General features: G+C 60.4%; 23 protein-coding genes and 1 tRNA gene. 7 read left to right on the top strand and 17 right to left on the bottom strand.

Going from position 1 to position 22,638, the window contains the following annotated elements:
- Positions 1-4 precede the first annotated feature (4 nt).
- From wzy to J2W23_RS10160, 9 genes are all read right to left on the bottom strand, one after another.
- Positions 5-1,234, bottom strand: coding sequence for an oligosaccharide repeat unit polymerase (gene wzy, locus J2W23_RS10200; RefSeq protein ID WP_307648620.1), 1,230 nt, complete (start codon positions 1,232-1,234; stop codon positions 5-7).
- Positions 1,231-1,764 (bottom strand): serine O-acetyltransferase, encoded by a 534-nt coding sequence (locus tag J2W23_RS10195; RefSeq protein WP_307648619.1) that lies wholly within the window; start codon positions 1,762-1,764, stop codon positions 1,231-1,233. The genes wzy and J2W23_RS10195 overlap by 4 nt, the downstream gene beginning before the upstream one ends.
- Entirely contained in the window at positions 1,761-2,642 is an 882-nt protein-coding gene (locus J2W23_RS10190; protein ID WP_307648618.1) for a glycosyltransferase family 2 protein, read from the bottom strand. The genes J2W23_RS10195 and J2W23_RS10190 overlap by 4 nt, the downstream gene beginning before the upstream one ends.
- Positions 2,643-2,649: 7 nt before the next feature.
- Positions 2,650-4,158 (bottom strand): oligosaccharide flippase family protein, encoded by a 1,509-nt coding sequence (locus J2W23_RS10185; protein ID WP_307648616.1) that lies wholly within the window; start codon positions 4,156-4,158, stop codon positions 2,650-2,652.
- A gap of 3 nt (positions 4,159-4,161) precedes the next feature.
- On the bottom strand, positions 4,162-4,731 hold the full coding sequence (locus J2W23_RS10180; RefSeq protein WP_307648615.1) for an acyltransferase: 570 nt from the start codon (positions 4,729-4,731) through the stop codon (positions 4,162-4,164).
- Positions 4,732-4,733: 2 nt separating this feature from the next.
- Entirely contained in the window at positions 4,734-5,906 is a 1,173-nt protein-coding gene (locus J2W23_RS10175; RefSeq protein ID WP_307648614.1) for a DegT/DnrJ/EryC1/StrS family aminotransferase, read from the bottom strand.
- Positions 5,907-6,035: 129 nt separating this feature from the next.
- Complete coding sequence (locus J2W23_RS10170; protein ID WP_307648613.1) at positions 6,036-7,124, bottom strand: NAD-dependent epimerase/dehydratase family protein; 1,089 nt, start codon at positions 7,122-7,124, stop codon at positions 6,036-6,038.
- Between the two features lie 16 nt (positions 7,125-7,140).
- On the bottom strand, positions 7,141-8,430 hold the full coding sequence (gene tviB, locus J2W23_RS10165) for a Vi polysaccharide biosynthesis UDP-N-acetylglucosamine C-6 dehydrogenase TviB (RefSeq protein ID WP_307648612.1): 1,290 nt from the start codon (positions 8,428-8,430) through the stop codon (positions 7,141-7,143).
- A gap of 171 nt (positions 8,431-8,601) precedes the next feature.
- Positions 8,602-9,675 carry a polysaccharide biosynthesis/export family protein gene (locus J2W23_RS10160; protein ID WP_307648870.1) on the bottom strand — a complete coding sequence of 358 codons (1,074 nt, stop codon included), beginning with the start codon at positions 9,673-9,675 and terminating at the stop codon, positions 8,602-8,604.
- A 727-nt stretch (positions 9,676-10,402) separates the two neighbouring features.
- Here J2W23_RS10160 and J2W23_RS10155 point away from each other — a divergent pair.
- Entirely contained in the window at positions 10,403-10,633 is a 231-nt protein-coding gene (locus tag J2W23_RS10155; RefSeq protein WP_307648611.1) for a hypothetical protein, read from the top strand.
- 193 nt (positions 10,634-10,826) lie between these two features.
- Here the strand turns inward: J2W23_RS10155 and J2W23_RS10150 are convergent.
- The 5 genes from J2W23_RS10150 to J2W23_RS10130 all read right to left on the bottom strand — a co-directional run bounded on the left by J2W23_RS10150 (position 10,827) and on the right by J2W23_RS10130 (position 14,788).
- Positions 10,827-10,916, bottom strand: a tRNA-Ser gene (locus tag J2W23_RS10150).
- 57 nt (positions 10,917-10,973) lie between these two features.
- Positions 10,974-12,305, bottom strand: coding sequence for a serine--tRNA ligase (serS, locus tag J2W23_RS10145; RefSeq protein ID WP_176659494.1), 1,332 nt, complete (start codon positions 12,303-12,305; stop codon positions 10,974-10,976).
- A 53-nt stretch (positions 12,306-12,358) separates the two neighbouring features.
- A complete protein-coding gene (locus J2W23_RS10140; protein WP_307648610.1) occupies positions 12,359-13,324 on the bottom strand; it encodes a threonine/serine dehydratase in 966 nt (321 codons plus the stop codon).
- A complete protein-coding gene (gene ispH / locus J2W23_RS10135; protein WP_176659493.1) occupies positions 13,321-14,289 on the bottom strand; it encodes a 4-hydroxy-3-methylbut-2-enyl diphosphate reductase in 969 nt (322 codons plus the stop codon). Before ispH ends, J2W23_RS10140 begins: the two co-directional genes overlap by 4 nt.
- A gap of 55 nt (positions 14,290-14,344) precedes the next feature.
- Entirely contained in the window at positions 14,345-14,788 is a 444-nt protein-coding gene (locus J2W23_RS10130) for an FKBP-type peptidyl-prolyl cis-trans isomerase (protein ID WP_176659492.1), read from the bottom strand.
- Positions 14,789-14,896: 108 nt separating this feature from the next.
- Here J2W23_RS10130 and radC point away from each other — a divergent pair, with 108 nt between their 5' ends.
- Positions 14,897-15,574, top strand: coding sequence for a RadC family protein (gene radC, locus J2W23_RS10125; RefSeq protein WP_307648609.1), 678 nt, complete (start codon positions 14,897-14,899; stop codon positions 15,572-15,574).
- A complete protein-coding gene (locus J2W23_RS10120) occupies positions 15,574-16,248 on the top strand; it encodes a Smr/MutS family protein (RefSeq protein ID WP_176659490.1) in 675 nt (224 codons plus the stop codon). Before radC ends, J2W23_RS10120 begins: the two co-directional genes overlap by 1 nt.
- Before the next feature lie 43 nt (positions 16,249-16,291).
- On the opposite strand, the gene J2W23_RS10115 is transcribed toward J2W23_RS10120, so the two are convergent.
- From J2W23_RS10115 to fabV, 3 genes are read right to left on the bottom strand one after another with little or no spacing between them, the layout of a single operon-like run.
- Positions 16,292-17,515: an NAD(P)/FAD-dependent oxidoreductase gene (locus J2W23_RS10115; RefSeq protein WP_307648608.1), complete on the bottom strand. Its 1,224-nt coding sequence runs from the start codon at positions 17,513-17,515 to the stop codon at positions 16,292-16,294.
- 32 nt (positions 17,516-17,547) lie between these two features.
- The gene (locus tag J2W23_RS10110) at positions 17,548-17,967 is read right to left on the bottom strand and encodes a group II truncated hemoglobin (RefSeq protein WP_176659488.1); all 420 of its coding nucleotides are present in this window, start codon (positions 17,965-17,967) and stop codon (positions 17,548-17,550) included.
- 24 nt (positions 17,968-17,991) lie between these two features.
- Positions 17,992-19,191, bottom strand: coding sequence for an enoyl-ACP reductase FabV (gene fabV / locus J2W23_RS10105; protein WP_176659487.1), 1,200 nt, complete (start codon positions 19,189-19,191; stop codon positions 17,992-17,994).
- A 164-nt stretch (positions 19,192-19,355) separates the two neighbouring features.
- On the opposite strand from fabV, the gene J2W23_RS10100 reads away from it, so the two are divergent.
- The 4 genes from J2W23_RS10100 to J2W23_RS10085 all read left to right on the top strand — a co-directional run bounded on the left by J2W23_RS10100 (position 19,356) and on the right by J2W23_RS10085 (position 22,622).
- Positions 19,356-20,183 (top strand): ABC transporter substrate-binding protein, encoded by an 828-nt coding sequence (locus J2W23_RS10100; protein ID WP_176659486.1) that lies wholly within the window; start codon positions 19,356-19,358, stop codon positions 20,181-20,183.
- Between the two features lie 133 nt (positions 20,184-20,316).
- The gene (locus J2W23_RS10095; RefSeq protein WP_307648607.1) at positions 20,317-21,012 is read left to right on the top strand and encodes an amino acid ABC transporter permease; all 696 of its coding nucleotides are present in this window, start codon (positions 20,317-20,319) and stop codon (positions 21,010-21,012) included.
- A 94-nt stretch (positions 21,013-21,106) separates the two neighbouring features.
- Entirely contained in the window at positions 21,107-21,850 is a 744-nt protein-coding gene (locus J2W23_RS10090; protein ID WP_176659484.1) for an amino acid ABC transporter permease, read from the top strand.
- Positions 21,851-21,878: 28 nt separating this feature from the next.
- Positions 21,879-22,622 (top strand): amino acid ABC transporter ATP-binding protein, encoded by a 744-nt coding sequence (locus J2W23_RS10085; RefSeq protein WP_307648606.1) that lies wholly within the window; start codon positions 21,879-21,881, stop codon positions 22,620-22,622.
- The last annotated feature ends 16 nt before the right edge of the window (positions 22,623-22,638 follow it).

Below are 22,638 nucleotides of genomic sequence, written 5' to 3'. Positions count from 1 at the left end.
AATTTCAGCTTTTTAATTTTTCTATGACAAAATTTACTATCAGAAAAATAATAGCCGCATGAAGAAAAGCGACGAATTGGTTCATCCACCCCGGAATTAGAAGGGTGAGCCACATAAACCAAAGAAGGTGACGAAGCCTCACCCATTCCGGAGTTCCACGCCGGCATAGAAGCTGAATAAGAAAAAAGCCAGCGCCAAGTAAAAATGTTAAATAAAAAAACAGCCCCAGCACCGAAGATCCTACGGCCCCCACCCACCCGATCAGACCCGGGCTAATATTAAATGATCCAACCACCACTTCAAAATCATACGGCATATATTGCGCCGCATATATACCAAGATTTTGGGGTACCCCAATCCCCAAAATTTTCAAAAAGAAGTTGCCATAGAGATTCTCGGCCCAAAAAGGAGAGATATATCCATCAGCGTACGCCGAAGATAGCGGGCCGGAAGCCCCCCAAACAAACCATGTCAAGGAAAACTGCTGAATTCTATTGACAGAATACTCAATTGAATATTTGAAAAAATCCCAATAATTGTCAAACCCAAAGGCGACGCTTATAAACTCATCGAAGCCGAAGTCAGCCTGCCGATTTCTTATATAGAATTTTACATACAATATCAAGGGAAGAAGTATCAACCCCAATACCGAGTAAAGCAAAATGGCTCGCAATCTTATTGAAAACGATACATCTCGCCTAACAAGATAAACAAACCCCAAGATTAGTATAAATCCGGTCCACCCCCGAACCAAGTTAGACAAGGCGAATAGCAGGAAATTAAATTTCCACAAATTGCTTTTTCGCACCAGCATCAAATAGTAAAGAGTCAAAAAATCTATTTGGACGATCGCCCAGAATCCAGAAAACGGAACCACCGCTTCCTCGACCCCCACCTTGCCCGCGTCGAATAAAAGGACAAACGCAAAGTACGCGCCCTGAAGCAAGAGTATTAAAATATCCAATGATCGATATTTTCGATCCGTCTTTTTTCCAAGCAAATATGGCGCACCAAAATCTATGCGGCCGAACCAAGAAAAAACGGGAAACAACAAAAAATAGTAAGAAGAAATAAAAATAGCGGCGAAGACTATGAACTCAAAATTCACACTCGCTATGCCCGCCGAATCAAAACCCAAAAACTTTCCGGTGATCGCGACGTAGATCACCGAATAAATGTTGGCCAAGAGAAACAGAAGAAATAGCTCTCGCCTTGGGTTTATGGCTATCTTCATACCGATCTACTCTTTATAACCGCGGGTACGCCGACGGCAAGAGAATTATCAGGAACGCTTTTCAAGACGACGCTATTTGCACCCACAATCACACCCGACCCCACAAACAAGTCGCCGAGCACCTTGGCGCCAGTGGATAAAACAACATCATTTCCAATTTTTGGCTGCAAGTTAAAACCAATTTCGGTATTCTTGTTTCCCAAAGTTACGCCATTGAAAATTTTGCAGCGTTCACCGATAACAACGTTGGCACCAATAACGATATCGTGACCATGCATGATTACCAAACCCGGCCCAATTTTTGACTTCAGCGAAATGTCGCTTGCAAAAAAAACTCTAATAAAATATTCAATCAAAGGCCTACAAACTCGACCAACAACTGGGACTTCGGCCAAGCCACTTCCGAGGCGATACCAACACACCATATGAAATGAATGACTGAGCAAAAAGCATTTCAGTCTTATCAGCAAAGAGCCACCCGCCAACGCCTTTAAATCGGCATTTAGAATCCGCAGAACGTTCAAAATCACTCCTCGCTTATTTGGCGGGCAAACCTAAGATGTGACGCCAGACGAAGTACGGAGAAAAGGCTAAATGTTTTTAGCCACACCACTAGGAAGATGCGCCATGTTTTTCTTCCATTTTTCAAATCAGCCAAGAAATAAATCAAGGCAGCAGAATTCACCCGCGATGAATATTGCGGGTACTTCCTTGCAAAAAAATAAAAACAATCCCTTAGAATTAATCTCGTTTTATTTCCCGAAGAAGAAATCCCAATGCCTGCGCGATAAACTCCGTAAGACCGGTCATCTATGAGTCGAGCATATCCCTCTCCTACTTGCTCAACATTTACAAAGTAATCAACGACATCGAAATCTGGATCTTCAAATTCTCGAATCGACTTTCTATACATCTTCGAACTATTTGCGCCGATAGATATATATTGAAGAATGTCTCCTCTATAAAACTTCATTTCCCCTGCAAACGTGCGAGGACTTTCCCTCCGCGCGCCGGATGGACTTTCGATGGTCATCTTATGCCAAACAATATTACATTCGTGCTCTCGATCCAGCAGATCCGACTGCATTTGTAACTTCCCAGGCAAGCAGTAATCATCTCCATCAATATGCGCAATATATTCGCCTATCGCTTGACGATGCACAAAAACAAAATTCTTGTAGGGGCCAATATTTGCCGTATGCAAATGCAATTTTATTATCTCTGGATATCGAAGCAAATACTCCATCAAGATGTCGCGTGTCCCATCCGACGAGCAATCATCGGCCACAATAATCTCCAAATCAAAGGAGATTTCTTGATCCAAGATACTTTGAAGACATTGGCGAATGTATTTCTCTTGGTTGTATGTGACTATGCATACAGAAACTTTAGGAACAGCTTTTTCCATTTTCAGCTCAAGGCCTTAGACCAAATTTTTTCGAACTCAAAACAAAGCGAGAGCCGACTACACAGCTGCCCAGTAAAATCAACCCGCCTGCGAGCAACAGCAGGGCGACCTCAGAACGATTGGCAGGCCAATTTGAAAACTTCCCCAATAGAGCCGCGGCGGCACATCCGAATACGAGTGTTCCGCCCAAATCAAAAATCAACCACCTATGGTGAAGCCCTTTAACAAATCTCCTATGCACGAAGGGGACCCAGATAAAAAAGTACGCGACATTCGCCGCCACCCAAGCATAACCAGCGCCTGTTGCACCAAACTCCCAAGTGGCCCAAAGCAATGAAGGAATCAACAGCAATATGAACAACAGGTTTCCTATTAAATGCAACTTCAAATCGCCTTTCGCAAATTGCAAGTAATACGGAAAGGCAGATATTGCCAAAAACCCATTGCCAAGAGCATACAAAGACAATATTGGTGCGGCATGTGTGGCGGCACGCGCATCGCCAGTCCATACCCATAGCACTTGTTCAGCAAAAAGCGCAAGCGTGAGGCTAGCAGGGATCGCGATAGCAGCAACCATTTGAGTCGCCTTTCGATATAAGGCAATCAGTCCTTCCTCATCATTTTCCGCTTGTAGCCGAGCCATACGAGGCATAAGCGCGCCGCTAACAGGCCCACTGATCATCAGCACTCCACTCGCCGCTAGCACGGCCAATGTGAAATAGCCATAGTCAGCCAATGGAAGTAATTTAGACAATGCAAGCTTGTCGGTCTGAGTCACCAGCACCCACACCGATGACGTAAATGCAATGGTGAGAGAGAATTTCAGGATTGGTTTGACTGGCGCAAAGAGCAAGGCCAATGACCAGCCTAGAGATGTACCCCGCGGCAAGGTCGGAAATACACTATAGGCTTTACTCGCCAGCCCCACCAACTCGATCAATGCGACCAACAGCTGATAGGAAAAGAATACTGCAGGTGAATGCCCCACCCAGATCAATACGGGCAAGACCCCAACAAAACGCAATGTTGCCACGAAAGCATTGAACCCCCCCAGCCAGACTAAGCGCTCCGAGCCAGAAATACAGCCGCGGTACAGGCCTGACATCCAGCGTAGTGCGACGCCGGGAGCCATGAGCTCTAAAGCAACTTGCACTTGCGCTAGCGGCAGATTTTTAACTTGGAGCCATTGGTTGGAAATTAAGCCTGCGCCCAAAAACATGGCTCCGCCACCGGCTATCGCAGTTGCGAAAAAAATTAACTGCAACGCACGCAAAAGACGACGGTAGCTATACGCGTCAGTGGCCCCTCCCCGAAAACGAGCAGTTTCACGTGCAACGGTCGGCGTAAGCCCCAAGTCAAGCAAATTGAACCACGCCTGAAGCATCGTAAAAAACCCGACCAACCCATAGGCCTCCGCCCCCATATATCGCAGATATAGGGGGAGAATCAAAATTCCGACCAGCGTAACGTAAATCTGAGATACGTAGCTAGCGAGTATGTTTTTCTTTAAAGACAAAACCTATACCGCTTTCATGGCTTTTAATTGCTCTTCAAGCCTTAATAAATCCCGTTTTCGCTCTTTAATACGCTTAGCCGGGTTTCCAGCATAAACACCAAAGGCTTCGCATATTTTGTTTATGAGACTTAACGCGCCTACTGCAACGCCTTCTTCTAAGGTGACACCAGGTAAAATTACACTGCCGCTGCCAACAATGACGTGTTTTTCAAGGAATACGTCCGCATGCGTCACGCGGGTATACTCCCTCGGAACGGTGGGATTGGTCATTGCCTCACCCGAATAATCATCATTGCTCGAGTAAATTGCGACCCGAGACGATATATTGCAAAAATCAGAGAGAACGATTCGCCCGGCCCCAATCAATGATGAGTAAACCGCAATATGAACGTAATCTCCAATTTGGATTCCACCTACACCAGCTGACAATACGCAAAAATCATCTATGCGAATGTTGCTGCCAAGTTTTATGCGCTCAGCGCCGTAGAAAGACGCACGATCGGAAATTTGAAGATTTTCACCTATAGATGAAAATCCCAACGCTTCAATCGCACCCCGGCTCAACATTGCCATAATTAGACTGCAAGAAGAATATCTATGACGCGCTGCTGACTCTCAGAACTCAGCGCTGGATAAATCGGCAAACAAAGCACCTTTTGCGCCGCCGTCGTGGCCGCGGGTAAGTTTTCACGATGCGCCGAAGCCATTCCCCGATACATCGGAAACTCCGAAATCAACGGATAGAAATACCTACGGGCGTAGATATTGTTTTCTTTAAGCTTTTGATAAAGAGCATCGCGACTCAGCGGGTAATTCGATTCCACCAAAATTGGAAAATATGCGTGATTCGCTACTTGCTCCCCGGCGTCTTGCAAGCAACGAATTCCCGGCACGTTGAACAGTGCTTCGCGATACGTCGCGTCGATACTTTTGCGCCTGGCCAATGCGGCGTCCACATGCTGCAGTTGCAACATGCCGAAAGCCGCATTGATTTCACTCATCTTCCCGTTGATGCCCGGCGCGACCACCGTGGTTTCATCCACAAAACCGAAATTCTTCAGGTGATCAATGCGTTGCTTCGTCTTTGCGTCGGGACAAATAATGGCGCCACCTTCAAACGTATTGAAGACTTTGGTAGCGTGAAAGCTCAGAACAGACAGGTCGCCATGACGAAGCACACTGCCACCTTGGTCCTGAACGCCGAACGCGTGGGCGGCGTCATAAATCACCCTGAGGTTGTAGTTGTCGGCAATCTTCTGGATTGCGTCTACGTCGCATGGATGACCATAGCAGTGCACCGGCATGATGGCGGTCGTATGCGGGGTGATGGCCGCTTCGATCTTTGCCGGGTCGAGGTTCAGTGTGTCTGGATGGACGTCGGCGAACACAGGCTTGATGCCGTTCCACAACAGCGAATGCGCGGTTGCTACGAACGAATACGGCGTCGTGATGACTTCACCAGTCACTCGCAACGCTTGCAGCGCGGTCACCAAACCCAACGTGCCGTTCGAGAAGAGTGCCAGGTGCTTGACGCCCAGGTAATCGCATAGCGCCTGTTCAAGCTGCTGATGAAACGGGCCGCCGTTGGTGAGGATTTTGTTGTCCCATATTTCCTGCAGATAGGGGATGAACTCTTCCAGCGGGGGCAACGCGGGCTGAGTAACGTAAATGGGTGGCGCCTTGTCTGCGCCGCCTGTGTCAATTGCTGCTTGCGTGGGCGAGACAAGCGCCAGGGGTGTCTTTGGCATGTGCGTTTCCTTCGATTCGAGGTATTGCGACTAAAGGCGCGGTGTGACTCAGAGCAAGTTGGTTTTCACCGCTGCGGATGCGCGTCGCGACCTGTTTTCAACTTGCGCAAGCGCCGTGTAGTGCTTCGATCATTTTTCTTGAGCCATGTACCACGGCATGGCCAGTGCCAGCCCATCGCCAATGCGTTGGGTGGGCACATAACCCAGCAATTGTTGAGCCTTGCCGATATCGGCCAAGCTGTGCCGGACGTCTCCAGCGCGAAAGTCCCGATGCACGGGCTGCGCGTCTTGAAGGTGAGGGTAATGCGGGAGCAGCTTGCTGTGCAGTTGGGCGTACAACTCATTGAGACTGGTACGGTCCCCCACGGCCACGTTGTACACCTGGTTGACGGCCTCGGGCTCTTGCGCAACAGCAGCCAGCAGGTTCGCCTGGACGACGTTTACGATAAAGCAGAAGTCCCGGCTGGTTTCACCGTCGCCGTTGATGTAGACCGGCTTGCCCTGCATCAGGCTGGCAATCCATTTCGGGATCACGGCGGCATAAGCACCATTGGGATCTTGCCGGGGGCCGAATACGTTGAAATAGCGCAGGCCGACGGTGTTGAAACCGTAGCAGCGGGCAAACACGTCGGCATAGAGCTCATTGACGTACTTGGTGACGGCATATGGGCTGAGAGGCTTGCCAATGGTGTGCTCGACTTTCGGCAGTCCTGGATGGTCGCCGTAGGTGCTGCTGCTGGCAGCGTACGTGAAACTCTTGACCTCGGCATCCCGCGAAGCCACCAGCATGTTCAGGAAGCCGCTGATATTGACGTCGTTGGTCGTGATAGGGTCGGCCAAGCTTCGGGGAACGCTGCCAAGGGCGGCTTCATGAAGCACATATTCCACCGGTGCGCAGCCTCCACCCGACGAGATGCCTGCCGCAGGAAAGGCCATGGCACGTCGGCAATCGTCGAGGTTACGAATATCGCCCTCGATGAAATGGAAGTTGGCCCACTGCTCGGGCCTCACCAAGGTTTGAACCTCGGTCAGGTTGCGCCGGTGACCAGTGGCGAAATTGTCGAGCCCCACCACGCGCTGGTTCAGCTTGAGCAGGTGCTCAAGCAGATTGCTGCCGATGAAGCCGGCCACGCCAGTGACGAGCCATGTGTGAGTCTCCATGACCAAGCGAGCGCGAAGCTTGTCGTAGGCCGCTGGGCTTGAATTGGGTTCGCTCATGCTTGCAATGCCCCTGTTACAGCCGACCGTCTGCAGCGCCTAAAGGCAGCAGACTTTTCACATCGAACAGCACGGCATCGGGTTGACCCAGCGCCTTGATGCCGGCTTCGCCCAACGTAACGAACTGGTGGTGGCCCACGGCCAGCACGATGGCGGCGTATTGACCAGCGGCAGGCATCTCGGTCAGGCACTGCAGACCGTATTCATGCTCGGCCTCAGCCACGTCGATCCATGGATCGAAGACGTCGACCTGCGTGTTGTAGCCCTTCAAGGTGCGCACAATGTCCACCACCTTGGTGTTACGCACATCGGGGCAGTTTTCCTTAAAGGTCAAACCCAGCACTAGGACCTTGCTGCCGAGCACTGGCACGTTCTTGCGCAGCATCAGCTTGATGACTTCGTCCGCGACGTGGCTGGCCATGTTGTCGTTGATGCGCCGGCCAGCAAGGATGACCTCGGGGTGGTAGCCGACTTCCACCGCCTTGTGGGTGAGGTAGTACGGGTCCACGCCGATGCAGTGCCCCCCCACCAGTCCAGGACGAAAAGGCAAGAAATTCCATTTGGTTCCAGCCGCTTGCAGCACTTCGAGTGTGTCGATGCCGAGTCGGTGGAAGATGAGGCTGAGTTCGTTCATCAACGCGATATTCACGTCGCGCTGCGTGTTCTCGATCACCTTGGCGGCCTCAGCCACCTTGATGCTGCTGGCCTTGTGGGTTCCAGCTGTGATGATCTGGCGGTACATCTGGTCCACGGCCTCAGCGACCTCCGGCGTGCTGCCGCTGGTCACTTTCTTGATGCTGGGCAGGCGATGCTCTTTGTCACCAGGGTTGATGCGCTCAGGGCTATAGCCGCAGAAAAAGTCGACGTTGAATTTCTTGCCGCTGAATTTTTCAAGCACGGGCACGCACACTTCCTCGGTGGCGCCCGGGTACACCGTGGATTCGAACACCACGATGGCACCTTGCGGCATGACCTTGCCGACGGTTTCGCTGGCCTTGACGAGCGGCGTCAGATCGGGACGATTGGCCGCATCGACTGGCGTTGGCACGGTGACGACAAAAACGCTGCATTCGCGCAGGTCTTCGATGTGCGCGGTGAAGCGCAGTTGTTCGGCCGCCCGCAACTCCTCCGAGGTGGTCTCGAGCGTGCGGTCATGTCCGGCTTGTAGCTCGGCAATGCGCGCAGAGTTGATGTCGAACCCGACGACTTGGCGCTTCTTGCCGAACTCCACGGCAAGAGGAAGGCCTACGTAGCCCAGGCCAATGATCGCGATCGGTTGATTTGAGTGAATGGCTGCTGCTTGCATGATGGATGGCTGGAACAAAAAAATTGACGGCCTGGGTTCAAGAGAAGCCCTGCCGTCACGCCGGGCGCGCTCATTCGACCGCCCGCAATTGCTGTCTTTCGATTCAGGTGAGTCCATCCCCACCGTCGCGGCGGTGGTGGTGAACTCTCTCCTCTCCCCTCCCCTGGCTAACTAGCGATGCCTGACGTATATCTCGCTGGCGTTGTTGACCACCGTGGCCGAAGGCAGGATCAGGCTGACGACGCGGTTCCACTTGACCAGCGGCACGGGGTCGATATAGACCACGTCCTGCGGCTGCAGCCGGAACTGGCTCGCGATCGCCATGGCGGCCGGATTCTTGGCATCGAGATTGAAAACGGCCGGCGCGCCCGTGGCGCCCTGGCGAATGACGTAGATCTGCCCCGCGTTGGCGGTTGCATTCTGGGGACCACCTGCCTCGCCGAGCGCTTCGCTCAGGCTCAGGCGGCCGTTGCTGCGCATGTTCAAAGCCAGCGGCGCCACGACCTCGCCCATGAGGAAGATCTTGGAGTCTTCGCGGTGCGCCACGCGAACGGTGTCGCCGCTCTTCAATGGAATGCTGTTGCCGTCGTAGCCGGCCTCGCGCAGCCGGGTCATGTCGATCGGGATCGACTTTCCGTTGCGGATGAGCGTCAAGGCAGACAGGTTGCCGTTGGTCGTGATGCCGCCGGCCCGGTTGATGGCCTCGTTCAGCGTCATCGGCACGTCGGTAAATATTTGGGACCCGGGGACGCGCACTTCGCCCTCTACATAAGCACGGCGGCTTCTGAAGGACTGGATGCGCACCGTCACCTGCGGGTTCTCGACATGCGGCTTCAGCAAATCGCGGATGAGGTCAGAAGCACCAGCCTCGCTCAAACCGGCAACACGCACACGACTGATGTATGGGAAAGAAATTTCCCCGTCGGGGTCGACGATGAAACCCGGGGCTACCTGCACGCCAGTAGGGTCCACGGATTGCGAGATGACGGCGCCCGCGTTGGGCAGCAGCTCGGGGTGGTCGTAAACGATCACGCCCACCACGTCACCGGGACCGATGGTGTAGCGCTCGCTCTTGCCGAACAGCGCCTGCACTTCCGGCGGCACGCCCTTGGGCGCGGTTTCGGCCAGCGTGCGCACGAGCGCGAGGGAAATGGGGGTGATCGCGCCTTCGGGGGCCGCATCGGGCAGGTAGCGGAACTGCGATGGCAACTCTTCCCGACCGTCGTAGGGCTCCACGGTTCCCATGCCCGGCACGATTGCGCAACCTTGAAGCACCATCGCACCTGCCAGTGCCGACGCCCATGCCAAGACGTTCGTATTTCTTCTCAATCTGTTCCCCCAGAAGTCAATATTTACCAGCAGCGCACGCGAAAGGTCGTGCGCAGTTTCCTCACACAATTTTCAGGCGCAGCGGCTATTGACGAATTTTTTGTAAAAAATCGTTTACCCTTCACACTGAAAACTCACAAACAGATACGTGAGTTGGTGAAAAGGTAAGTGACGGCGCCAAAGTCGCCATCAGAGTCCCTTGGTTCTCTCCGGAAGAGATGTCGCTAACCAAGTTCATCGTTGCAAACTTTCTCCCTTATCGTACCAGCGCAACCCGCTGGTGATCGTTTTCGCCATGCCCGTACCGAGTAAAGGTACGTGTGGATACGCCTCTATGTCCTGACAACTTCGGGCTTGATGCGAACCGATTGGCCGGGGGGAGAAACGCAACAATGACTTTGAATAGTTGACTTCCGCTCAAGACCGCGCATCTCCGCGCACGGCGCGCTCTTGAAGCTGCAACACGCCTTCAGGCCTCGACGGCCAACGGGTAGTCTGCATGTAGCAGCAAAGTTTACAAATACCGCGAACATGGTAGTGGCGTGGTCATGGATCACTGCAAGAATGCTGCGCTGCAGTACACATCTGCCGACAAGCCGTAGAGCTTGGCAAGGGGGGCCCCATGACATCCGGATCGCCCTCTATGCACAACCTGTTTTCTGCCTGCCCATGCGGCATCGACCATCTCAAGCGCAAGCGCCGCAGCACATGGATGCGAATGCTGCCGTGGCTGCGCCTGTATCGCTGCGATAACTGCGGCAAGCACCAGCTCCATTCCGAACGCGAGATCGATGCAGCCAAGGCCAAGAGAGATGCGCAGGCACGTGTCGCGACGAAGCCCCGCACGGGAGCGACGGGTTCGGTCGGACGGTAGCTTTTGCATGACGCTCGAGGCGCCGCCGCTATTTGCTTTGCCGCCTCGACAAGCAGCCATCTGACAGGATGGCGTGACAGCCAAAAAGCAAAAAGCCGCAGTGAGAAATCACTGCGGCTTTTGATAGTGGCTTTGCCAGCGAAGGAATGACAAGCTGAGAAGCTTCGATCAATCCATGGCTTGCAAGCATGTTTGGAGGAGAGGGAGGGATTCGAACCCTCGGTACTATTGCTAGTACGCCTGATTTCGAGTCAGGTACATTCGACCACTCTGCCACCTCTCCGGTGCTGTCGAGCCTGCGATTATAGCGGGGAAAAACAGGACTTTTGAAGCCACACCCTCAACCGCGCAACAAATCCAGGCCGCCGAGGTAGGGCCGTAGCGCGGCCGGCACGTTGATCGAACCGTCTTCGTTCTGGTGGTTCTCGAGCACTGCCACCAGCGCGCGTCCCACCGCCAGCCCCGAGCCGTTGAGCGTGTGCACGAGTTCGTTCTTGCCCTGCGCGTTCTTGAAGCGAGCCTGCAGCCGGCGCGCCTGAAAAGCCTCGCAGTTCGAGACCGAGCTGATCTCGCGATAGGTGTCCTGCGCCGGCAGCCAGACCTCCAGGTCGTAGGTCTTGGTAGCGCCGAAGCCCATGTCGCCGGTGCACAGCAGCACCACGCGATAGGGCAGCTCCAGCGCCTGCAGCACGGCTTCGGCATGACCGGTCATCTGCTCCAACGCGTCGTAGCTCGTCTCGGGATGCACGATCTGCACCATCTCGACCTTGTCGAACTGATGCTGGCGGATCATGCCGCGCGTGTCGCGTCCCGCACTGCCGGCTTCGGAGCGGAAGCATGGCGTGTGCGCCGTGAGCTTGATGGGCAATTGAGCCTCGGCCACCACTTCGTCGCGCACGAAGTTGGTCAGCGGCACTTCGCTGGTCGGGATCAGGTAAAGCGCCGAGTGGTCGGGCGCGGGCTCGCCGTCCTGGCCGCCCTTCTTCGCGGCGAAGAGGTCGCCTTCGAACTTGGGCAATTGGCCGGTGCCGCTCAACGTGGCGGCGTTGACGATGTAGGGCACGTAGCACTCGGCATAGCCGTGCTTCTCGGTCTGGATGTCGAGCATGAACTGCGCAAGCGCGCGGTGCAGACGGGCGATGGGGCCCTTCATCACGGTGAAGCGCGAGCCGGCGAGCTTGGCGCCCATTTCGAAGTCGAGGCCCAACGGCGCGCCGAGGTCCACGTGATCCTTTGCGGCGAAGCCCAGCGGCGTGGCGCTGGCGCCGGCACCGCCTTGCGGGCTCCAGCGGCGCACCTCGACGTTGCCGGTCTCGTCCTCGCCCTCCGGCACGCTGGCGTGCGGCAGGTTGGGCACGGCGAGCAGCAGGGCCTGCAGTTCGGGCTGGATCTCGTCGAGGCGCCTGGACTGCGATTCCTGCTCGGCCTTGAGCGCATTGACCTCGGCCATCAGCGCATCGGTCGATTCGCCCTTGGCCTTGAGCGGGCCGATCTGCTTGTTCAGTGCGTTGCGGCGCGCCTGGATTTCCTCGCTGCGGGTCTGGACGGTCTTGCGCTCGGCTTCGAGCGCGGTAAACGCCGACACATCGAGGTAAGGCTGGTTCTTTTTGCGTTTTTCGAGGCCGGCCACCGCGGAGGCCAGGTCTTTTCGGAGCAGGGTGATGTCGAGCATCCGCCGATTTTAGGTGGGCGCGGTGTCGCACCGCCCCACCCTGCGCGCAGCCGTCAGGCGACGGTGGCCGGATCCACGTTCGCCCCGCAGACGATCAGGCACACCTTCTCGCCCTCGCGCGGCACGTAGGCGCCGGTCTGCAGCGCAGCCAGTGGCAGCGCGGCGGCCGGCTCCACGGCGAACTTCATTTCCTTCCACAGCCACTGCTGCGCGGCGCGGATGGATTCGTCGGACAGCAGCAGCGCATGCTGCACCTGCTGCTGCGTGATCTCCCAAGAGATCGCACCGATGCGACGCGCGCCGAGCGAATCGGCCGCGATGCCGCCGACCTCGACATCGACCGGCTCGCCGGCTTCGCGGGCACGAAAGAGCGTCGGCGCTTTCTCGGGCTCGAGCGCCACGACACGGGCGCGCTTCTCGAACCAGCCGGCCAGGCCGCCGATGAGGCCGCCACCGCCCACGCTCACGAGCACTGAATCGGGCAGGCCGCCCTGCGCTTCGATTTCGTGGCCCAGCGTGCCCGCGCCGGCCACGACTTCGGGCTGGTCATAGGCATGGGTCAGCAAGGCGCCGGTTTCCCTCTGCCGCGTGAGGCAGGCGGCCAGCGCGTCGGGGTAGAGCTCGCCGACGACGACCACTTCGGCGCCCAATGCACGCAAACGCGCGCGCTTGGCTTCGGGCGACACGCCGGGCAGGAACACCTGGCAGCGCACGCCCAGCGCCTTGGCAGCAGCCGCAGTGGCAATGCCCGCATTGCCGCCGGACGCCACGACCACGCCGCTCTCGGGAATGTCGTTGGCGAGCAGCCGATTCATCATGCCGCGCGCCTTGAAGCTGCCGCTCACCTGCAGGTGCTCGAGCTTGAGCCACACCTCCACGCCGGGCACGGCCAGGCCGAAAGCGGATGCGGGCAGCTTCCAGAGCGGCGTCTCGCGCAGGAAGCCGGCGGCGCGTTCGCGCAGCCTGCGGGCGGCGCTCTCGATGTCGGGGCGCCAGTTGGTTGAAGTTTGGTTGGTCAAGAGATGTGTCCCGGAGGCGGAATGTCGTCGAGCTTGAGGCCCTTGGGAAGCGGAAACTTGATGGTCTCCTCGATGCCGTCCATCTTGCGGACGGACACCGCGCCGAAGGCCCGCACGCGATCGATCACTTCGCGCACCAGCACCTCGGGCGCCGAGGCACCGGCCGTGATGCCGATACGGCCCTTGCCCTCGAACCACTCGGGCTTGAGCTCGTCGGCCGAATCGACCATGTAGCTCTCGGTGCCCAGCCGCTGCGCGAGCTCGCGCAGCCGGTTGCTGTTGGAGCTGGTGGGGCTGCCGACCACGATCACGAGGTCGACCTGCGGGCTCATGATCTTCACCGCGTCCTGGCGGTTCTGCGTGGCGTAGCAGATGTCCTGCTGCTTGGGCTCGCGCACGCTCGGAAAGCGCGCGCGCACCGCTGCGGCGATCTCGGCCGCGTCGTCCACGCTGAGCGTGGTCTGGGTGACGACCGCGAGCTTGTCGGTCTGCGCGGGCGAGACCTTCGCGACATCGGCGACGTCTTCCACGAGATGGATGCCGCTGGAGAGCTGGCCCATCGTGCCCTCGACCTCGGGGTGCCCCTTGTGGCCGATCATGATGAACTCGTAGCCTTCCTTGGCGAGCTTGGCCACCTCGACGTGCACCTTGGTCACCAGCGGGCAGGTGGCATCGAAGATCTCGAAGCCGCGGTCGCGCGCCTCCTGCTCCACCGCCTTGCTCACGCCGTGCGCGCTGAACACCAGCGTGGCGCCGGGCGGCACGTCGGAGAGCTCCTCGATGAAGATCGCGCCCTTGGCCTTGAGCTCGTTCACCACATAGGTGTTGTGCACGATCTCGTGGCGCACATAGATCGGCGCACCGAACTTGGCGATGGCGCGTTCGACGATCTCGATGGCGCGGTCCACGCCGGCGCAAAAGCCGCGCGGCTCGGCGAGGAGGACTTCCTCGATGCCCCGGTTCATTCGGAGACCTCCGCGCTTCGCGCTGCGGTATTCGCCTTGGGAGCGGCCCGGCGGCTCATAGCACCCCGATCAACCGGACCTCGAAGGTCACAGGCTGGCCGGCCAGGGGATGGTTGAAGTCGAAGCGCACCGCGGTCTCGCTCGATTCGATCACCGCGCCGGCATAGCTGCCGGTGCCATCGGGCGTGGGGAACTGCACCACGTCGCCCACGGCGTACTTCTCGTCGGGGTCGCCCATCTGCGCGAGCAGCTTCTTGGCGACCCATTGCTGCATTTCGGGATTGCGATCGCCGAAAGCCTCGCCGGCAGGCAGCTCGAAGGTGGCATGCGTGCCCTCTTCGAGGCCCATCAGGCGCTGCTCCATGGCAGGCGAAAGTTCGCCGGTGCCGAGCGACAGGGTCGCGGGCTTGTCGGCGAAGGTGTTGATGATGTCGCCCGCCGGTCCGGCCAGCCGGTAATGCAGGGTCAGGAAGGAGCCGGAAGTCACGACGTGGGACATGGAGGAAGCGGAGGTGGGCAAAGACAAGGGGGGTGTCCCGATAAACTGGACTGCATTTTAAGGACGGGGACCTTCCACCCGCTCCATTCAAGGTTTCCCAAGGTTTCGATGGCTTTCAAGGATCTCCCCGCAGACGCCCGCCCGCGCGAAAAGCTCATCGCACGAGGCGTTGCCGCGCTGGCCGACGCCGAACTGCTGGCGCTGCTGCTGCGCACCGGCGTGCCGGGCAAGAACGTGCTGCAGATGGCGCAGGAACTGCTCGAGCGTTTCGGCGGCCTCTCGGGCCTGCTGAACACCGGCCCCGAGGACCTGAAGGTCGTCAAGGGCATGGGCGGCGATGCCAAGCGCGCCGAACTCATCGCGGTGCTCGAACTGGCGCGCCGCGCCATGGCCGAGCAGCTCAAGGAGCGCACGGTGTTCGACTCGCCCGAGGCGGTCAAGCAGTATGTGCAGCTGCACATCGGCTCGCGGCCGCACGAGGTGTTCGCGGTGCTGTTCCTCGATGTGCAGCACCGGCTGATCGTGCTGGAGGAGCTGTTTCGCGGAACGCTCACGCAGGCCAGCGTCTATCCGCGCGAAATCGTCATGCGCGCCCTGCACCACCAGGCCGCGGCCGCGGTGCTGGCGCACAACCACCCGAGCGGCAGCATCGAGCCCTCGCGCGCCGACGAATCGCTCACGCAAACGCTCAGGGCCGCGCTCTCGCTGGTGGATGTGCGCGTGATCGACCACGTCATCGTGAGCCCGGGCCAGAGCTTCTCGATGGCCGAAAAAGGATTGCTCTGATGGCCTCGCGTCCCCCGCCGCTGAAAACACCCAAGACGCTGAAGAACCTTGCCGACCTCAAGCAGGTGCAGCGGGCGCTGGCCGAAACGCGCGAGCGCGAAGCGGCCGAGGCTGCGGCCAAGGCCGCTGCGGAGCGCAAGCGCGCGGCCGAGAAAGACCTGTTCGCCCGCGCCATCGGTGCCACCGAACCGCTGCGCCGCAAGGCCGCCGTGCCGCTCGCGCCCGAGCCGCCCGCGCCGATTCCGGTGCAGCACCAGCTCGACGAGCAGCGCGTGCTGCGCGAATCGCTCTCCGACGAGTTCGACGTGACCACGCTGCTGGACGTCGACGACGCCATGAGCTTTCGCCGCCCCGGCATCGGCACCGACGTGACGGCGCGGCTGCGCAAGGGCGACTGGTCGATCCAGGCGCAGGTCGACCTGCACGGCCTGCGCAGCGACGAGGCGCGCGAAGCACTCGGCGGCTTCATCCGCAATGCGTACAAGCAGGGACTGCGCTGCGTGCGCGTGGTGCACGGCAAGGGCCTCGGCTCGCCCGGCAAGCAGCCGGTGCTCAAGACCAAGACGCAGCGCTGGCTGATCCAGAAGAACGAGGTGATCGCGTTCGTGCAGGCGAAGCCGGCCGAAGGCGGCGCGGGCGCGCTGGTGGTGCTGCTGGCGCCGGCGCGGCGCTGAAGCCGCCCGGCGTGCGCGTCACTGCGATCACGGCGCGGCGCGGTTACGCCAGGTGGTTCTTGAGCGGAATCGCCGCATCCGCAATCGCTGCGGGATCGGGGTTGCGCCCCGCTTCGAGCAGCTTGCGGCTCATCATGTGATCGACCGGTGCGTTGACCGACTCGACGCACACCAGCTGCCCATCGACATAGTGGAACAGCGAGAACGCCTCCGGCTTCGGGCCGGGGCGGCGCACGCTCGTCAGACCCGGCGTGCCTTCGGCGGGCATCAGGCCCACCATCTGCAGGCGCATGCTGCCCTGGTCGGACCAGAACCATGCGACGACATCGTGCGGACGCGCGGCGCCGGTGAGCGTGGCGACCGCGGTACGTGCCTGGTCGTTGGCGTTCTGCACCGATTCGAGCCGCATCGTGCGGCCCGCGCGGCGGTCGGGGAAGCGCGTGCAGTCGCCCACGGCGAGCACGTCGGCGGCGCTGGTCTGCATGTGGCCATCGACCACGATGCCGTCGGCGCACTCGATACCCGCGGCCTGCGCCAGTGCGGTCTCGGGCACGGCGCCGATGCCCAGCAGCAGCAGGTCCACCGGCTGCTTCACGCCGTTGACCAGGATCGACACGAGCCGATCACCCTCGACCTCGAACGCGCCGGTCTGCGCGCCGAGCACGATGTCGATGCCCGCCGCGCGATGCGTCGCGAGCACGTGCGCCGACAGCTCGGGCGACACGGCGCGGCCCAGCAGGCGCGGCGCACTCTCGATCACCTGCACGCTCTTGCCGAGCGCCTTGACGGTGGCCGCCACTTCGAGGCCGATGAAGCCACCGCCGAGCACGGTGACATGCTGCGCCCCGGCAAGCCGTTCGCGCAGGCGATGCGCCTCGTCGGCGGCGCGCAGGCTCGCGACGTTTTCGAGCCCTGGCTTCAGGTCGGGCATCTGGCGTGCGCGCGTGCCGGTGGCGAGCACCAGGCGCTCCCACGGCAGCACCGCGCCCGAGCGCAGCGTGACGGTGTGCGCCTCGCGGTCGATGGCCACGGCCGCATCGCCCAGGTGCAGCGTGATGCCCGCTTCGCGGTACCAGTCGGCGGCCTTGTGCGGCTGCGTGGTTTCTTCGGCGCTCTTGAGGAAGGCTTTCGACAGCGGCGGCCGGTGGTACGGCTCGCAGGCCTCCTCGCAGACCAGGTGCACGCGTGCGCCCTGCCCGGCTTCGGCAAGGCCGGCGCAAAGCTGGGCCGCGGCGTGGCCGCCGCCGATGATGACGATGGAATTCATGAGGGAGAGTCTTTCGGAATCGGTGTCTGTTCTTATTCGCCGCGGTTGCGCATCCAGTCGGCGGTCTGGAAGAACGAGGTGCGCAAACGCGCGCGCAAGTCGTCCGGCACGCCGGTCTCGCCCATCGCCTGGTCCATGCAGGCGAGCCACTGGTCGCGCTCCTTGATGCCGATGGTGTGGCCGCCGATGCTCTGCGGCAGATGACGCGCGCGCAGCATCGGATGGCCGAAGCGGTCGGTGTAGTGCTGCGGGCCGCCGAGCCAGCCGCACAGGAACCAGAAGAGGCGCTGGCGCGCGTTGTCCAGGCTGGTGCCGTGCACGGCACGCAGTTGCGCGTAGGCGGGCTCGAGGTCCATCAGGTCGTAGAAGCGCTCGACCAGCGCCTCTACCTTCGGCTCGCCGCCGATCCACTCGAAGGGCGTGCCGGCAGGCGGTTTTTCTTGAATCTGCATGGGCGGGAGTATCCCTCTGTGCTTCTACTGGACCTGCACGAGGTTCGGAATGCCCACATCGGGGTTCACGTCGGCCTCGTAGTCCACGCCTTCGACCGCGAAGCCGAAGAGGCGCAGGAACTCGGCCTTGTAGCCCGCAAAGTCGGTGAGCTCGTGGATGTTCTCGCTGGTGACCTGGGGCCAGAGCTCGACCACGCGCGCCTGCACATCGGGAGCCAGCTCCTTGTAGTCCGCACGCAGGCGCCCTTCACTGTCCAGATGCGGCGTGGGGCCGTAGAGGCTCTCGGCAAAGAGGCCGTGCACCTGCTCGATGCAGCCCTCGTGCGTGCCCTTCTCCTTCATCACCTTGAACAGCAGCGACAGGTACAGCGGCATCATCGGAATGGCCGAGCTCGCCTGTGTCACGACCGCCTTCAGCACCGACACGCGCGCATCGCCGCCCTTCGCGGCCAAGCCGGCGCGAATGCCGAGCACCTTCTGGTCGAGGTCTTTCTTGGCGGCGCCGATGGAGCCGTTCCAGTAGATGTCGTGCGTGATCTGCTCGCCCAGATATGTGAAGGCGGTCGTCTTCGCGCCCTCGGCCAGCACGCCGGCGTCTTGCAGCGCATCGATCCACATCTGCCAGTCCTCGCCGCCCATCACGGCGACGGTGTTGTCGATTTCTTCCTGCGTGGCGGGCTCCAGCACGGTGTCCTTGACGACCTCGTTGTCGGTGTCCAGGCCGCGCAGGGTCACGGCCTTGCCGATGGGCTTGAGCGTCGAGTTGAAGACCTGGCCGGTCTTCGGATGCATGCGCCGCGGCGCGGCCAGGCTGTAGACGACGAGGTCGACCTGGCCGAGGTCCGCGCGGATCGCATCGATGGTCTTCTGCTTCACGTCGTCGGAGAAGCCGTCGCCGTTGATGCTCTTCGCGTAGAGGCCTTCTTCGGCCGCCGCACGGTGGAAAGCCGCGGTGTTGTACCAGCCGGGCGAGCCGGGCTTGGTCTCGCTGCCGGGCCGCTCGAAGAACACACCCAGCGTGTCGGCGCCGCTGCCGAAGGCCGCGGTGATGCGCGCGGCCAGGCCGTAGCCGGTCGATGCGCCGATGACGAGCACCTTCTTCGGTCCCCCGGCAATCCGGCCCTGGGCCAGCACGTAGTCGATCTGCTGCCTGACGTTGGCTTCGCAGCCCGTGGGGTGGGTCGTGACGCAGATGAAGCCGCGCACGCGCGGTTTGATGATCATGAAGACCTCGCTGGATGTGATGCCGGGGAAGCCCGCGAATTTAACCCAGCCGGTTGCGAAGGCATCCCATACACGCCATATGCATATGTCGATTGACGATTTAATAATCTGCGGTTTTATTGATATGGTTCGGCCCTGAATTTCCAACCGGAGAGAGAACAACCATGCGCCACACTTTGCTCGCCGCGGCCCTCGCCGCCTCCACCTTCCTGCTGGGCACCGTCGCCCATGCAGACCAGCTCGCCGACATCAAGAAAAAAGGCGAACTCGTGGTCGGCGTGCTCGGCACCGACGAGCCCGCAACCTTCGTCGATCCCAAGACGCGCCAGATCGTCGGCTACGAAGTCGACCTGGTGAACGCCATCGCCAAGAAGATCGGCGTGAAGCCGGTGCTCAAGCAAATCGCCGTGGCCGCGCGCATTCCCGAGCTGCAGCAGGGCCACGTGGACCTGGTGGCCGCGGGCCTCACGCACAACAAGGAGCGCGAAGCGCAGATCGACTTCTCGCTCACCACTTTCGTGACCGGCCAGAAGGCCATCGTCAAGAAGGACAGCGGCATCACCGACGTGCCCCAGCTGGGCGGCAAGAAGGTGCTGACCATTCGCGGCGGCACGCAGGAGCCCAACATCCGCAAGGCCGTGCCCACCGCCGAGGTCGTGACCTTCGACACGAGCCAGCAAGCCTTCCAGGCGCTGCAGCAAGGCAAGGGCGTGGGCTACGTGGACGACGAGGCCGCGCTGCTGCGCAGCTACGCCAAGCTCGGTCCGGCCAAGGCGCAGTACGTCGTGCTCAAGCAGAACCTGAGCACCGAGGCGCTGGCCATCGGCATCAAGAAGGGCGAGAGCGGACTGAAGGCCGTGGTGGACGACACGCTGCGCGAGCTGGAAAAGTCGGGCGAAGCGCAGAAGATCTTCGTGAAGTGGTACGGCCCGGACACCGCATCGGGCTTCCAGACGCGCGACTTCAAGCTCGAGTCGGACAAGATCGACTGAGCCTCGTCGCCAGTCGCACGAAGGGCGGGCCGCCGAGCGACCCGCCCTTCGTTTTTTGAGCGGCACGGCGCGCATGCGTACCATGTGCGCCCCGGCGCCTTCCAGCGTCTTTCGCCGCGCTCCCTGATTTCCCATGCCCCTGTTCGACTACTCGTTGCTGCTGACCGGCAAGTACCACGACATGCTGGTCGCGGGCCTCCTGCTCTCGCTGCAGCTGCTGGCGGCCTCGCTCGTGCTCGCACTGCCCATCGCGCTGGTGGTGGCGCTGCTGCGCCTCTCGCCGGTCGCGCCGCTGCGTTGGCTGGGCTTCGCGTACGTGGAGTCGATCCGCAACATCCCGCTGCTCGCGCACATGCTCTTCTGGTATTTCGGTGCCCCCGAACTGCTGCCCGACGGCATCAAGCAATGGCTCTACGCGGGGCACATCGAGGCCTACAGCGCCATCGTCGCGCTCGCGCTGTACACGGCCGCCTTCATGGCGGAGGACATCCGCAGCGGCATCCGCGCGATCCCGGCCGTGCAGTTCGAAGCCGGGCGCGCGCTGGGCTTCAGCTTTCTCGACACCATGCGCCGCGTCGTGCTGCCGCAGGCGCTGCGGGTCACGGTGCCGCCGCTCATCTCGCAGACGCTGAGCCTCTGGAAGAACACCTCGATCGCCACCGTGATCGGCGTGGCCGAGCTCATGTACCAGGCCGGCCAGGTCGAGAGCGCGACCTTCCGCAGCTTCGAGTCGTTCGCGTTCGCGAGCGCGGCGTATCTCACGGTGTCGCTGGCCATCACCGGCCTGGCGACCTGGTATCACCACCGCTTCCCGGTGCGGACCATATGAACGCGTTCGAGCGGCGCCGGGCCGCCCCAAGGCGCGAGCGGCCCCCTCGGGGGGCAGCGAGGACACGAAGTGCCGAGCGTGGGGGCCATTGCTGATGCTGCAGATCATCAACGACTACTGGGTCTACTTCCTCATCGGGCAGTACCCCAACGGCCCGCTCGGCGGGCTGGTGCTCACGCTGCTGCTGGCCTCGTGCGGGCTGGTGCTCGCGCTGCCTCTGGGCATCGTGCTCGGCCTCGCGCGCGTGAGCCCCTGGCGGTGGCTGCGCTGGCCGGTGACGGGCTTCGTGTTCGTGGTGCGCGGCCTGCCTTTGCTGATGGTGATTTTCTGGGCCTACTTCTTCCTGCCCAGCGTGACGGGCGTGAAGACCGACCAGTTCACCACCATGCTGATCGCGCTGGTGATCTTCGATGCCGCCTACCTCGCCGAGATCGTGCGCGCCGGCATCCAGGGCTTGCCGCGCGGGCAGATGGAAACGGCGCGTGCGCTCGGCCTGAGCTACTTCCGCGCGATGCGCCTCGTGGTGCTGCCGCAGGCACTGCGCAGCATGCTGCCCTCGCTGGTGAACCAGTTCGTCTCGACCATCAAGGAGACCTCGCTCGGCTACATCATCGGCCTGGCGGAGGTGTCGTTCATCGCGACGCAGATCAACACGCAGGTGTTCACCAAGCCGGCGCAGATCTACCTGATCCTGGGCGGCACGTACTTCATTCTTTGCTTCGGCCTCTCGCGCTTCGCCTACTGGCTGGAGCGGCGGCTTGCGCGCCGCGGCATGAGCGCCGCGCCGGGCCGCCCCAAGCAAGCTCGCACCGCAGCGCGAAGCGCGGAGGTTACTTAATGCTCACAACGGCCCCCAAGGTGTCCGCATGATCGAACTGCAGAACGTCAACAAGTGGTACGGCAGCTACCAGGCCCTGGTCGACATCAACGAGACCATCCACAAGGGCGAGGTCGTCGTGGTGTGCGGACCTTCGGGCTCGGGCAAGTCGACGCTGATCCGCACATTCAACCGGCTGGAGCCGATCCAGTCGGGGCGCATTCTGTTCGAGGGCCAGGACATCCACGCGCCCGGCACCGACGTGAACGCGTTCCGCTCGCGCATCGGCTTCGTGTTCCAGCAGTTCAACCTGTTCCCGCACCTGACGGTGCTGCAGAACTGCACGATGGCGCCGATGCAGTTGCGCGGCCTCTCGCGCAAGGAAGCCGACGAGCGCGCGTTGGCGCTGTTGCACCGCGTGGGCCTTGCGAACAAGGCCAATGCATGGCCGAGCGAGTTGTCGGGAGGCCAGCAGCAGCGCGTGGCGATTGCGCGTGCGCTCGCGATGCAGCCGCCGCTGATGCTGTTCGACGAGCCCACCAGCGCGCTCGACCCCGAGATGGTCGGCGAGGTGCTGCTGGTGATGCGAGACCTCACGCGCGACGGCATGACCATGGTCTGCGTGACGCACGAGATGGGCTTCGCGCGCGAGGTGGCCGACCGCGTGATCTTCATGGACGAGGGCAAGGTGCTGGAGCGCGCCACGCCCGACGACTTCTTCAACCGGCCGCAGCATCCGCGCGCGCAGCAGTTTCTTTCGGACATCCGCTCGCCGTTCGCGCGCGACGCGTGACATGCTCTCTTCGACC

This window comes from Variovorax boronicumulans, assembly GCF_030812215.1.
In the GTDB taxonomy this organism is placed as follows: Bacteria; Pseudomonadota; Gammaproteobacteria; order Burkholderiales; family Burkholderiaceae_C; genus Variovorax; species Variovorax boronicumulans_C.
Note: the sequence above shows the minus strand (reverse complement) of the source record. Positions and strands in the feature narration are given on the sequence as shown.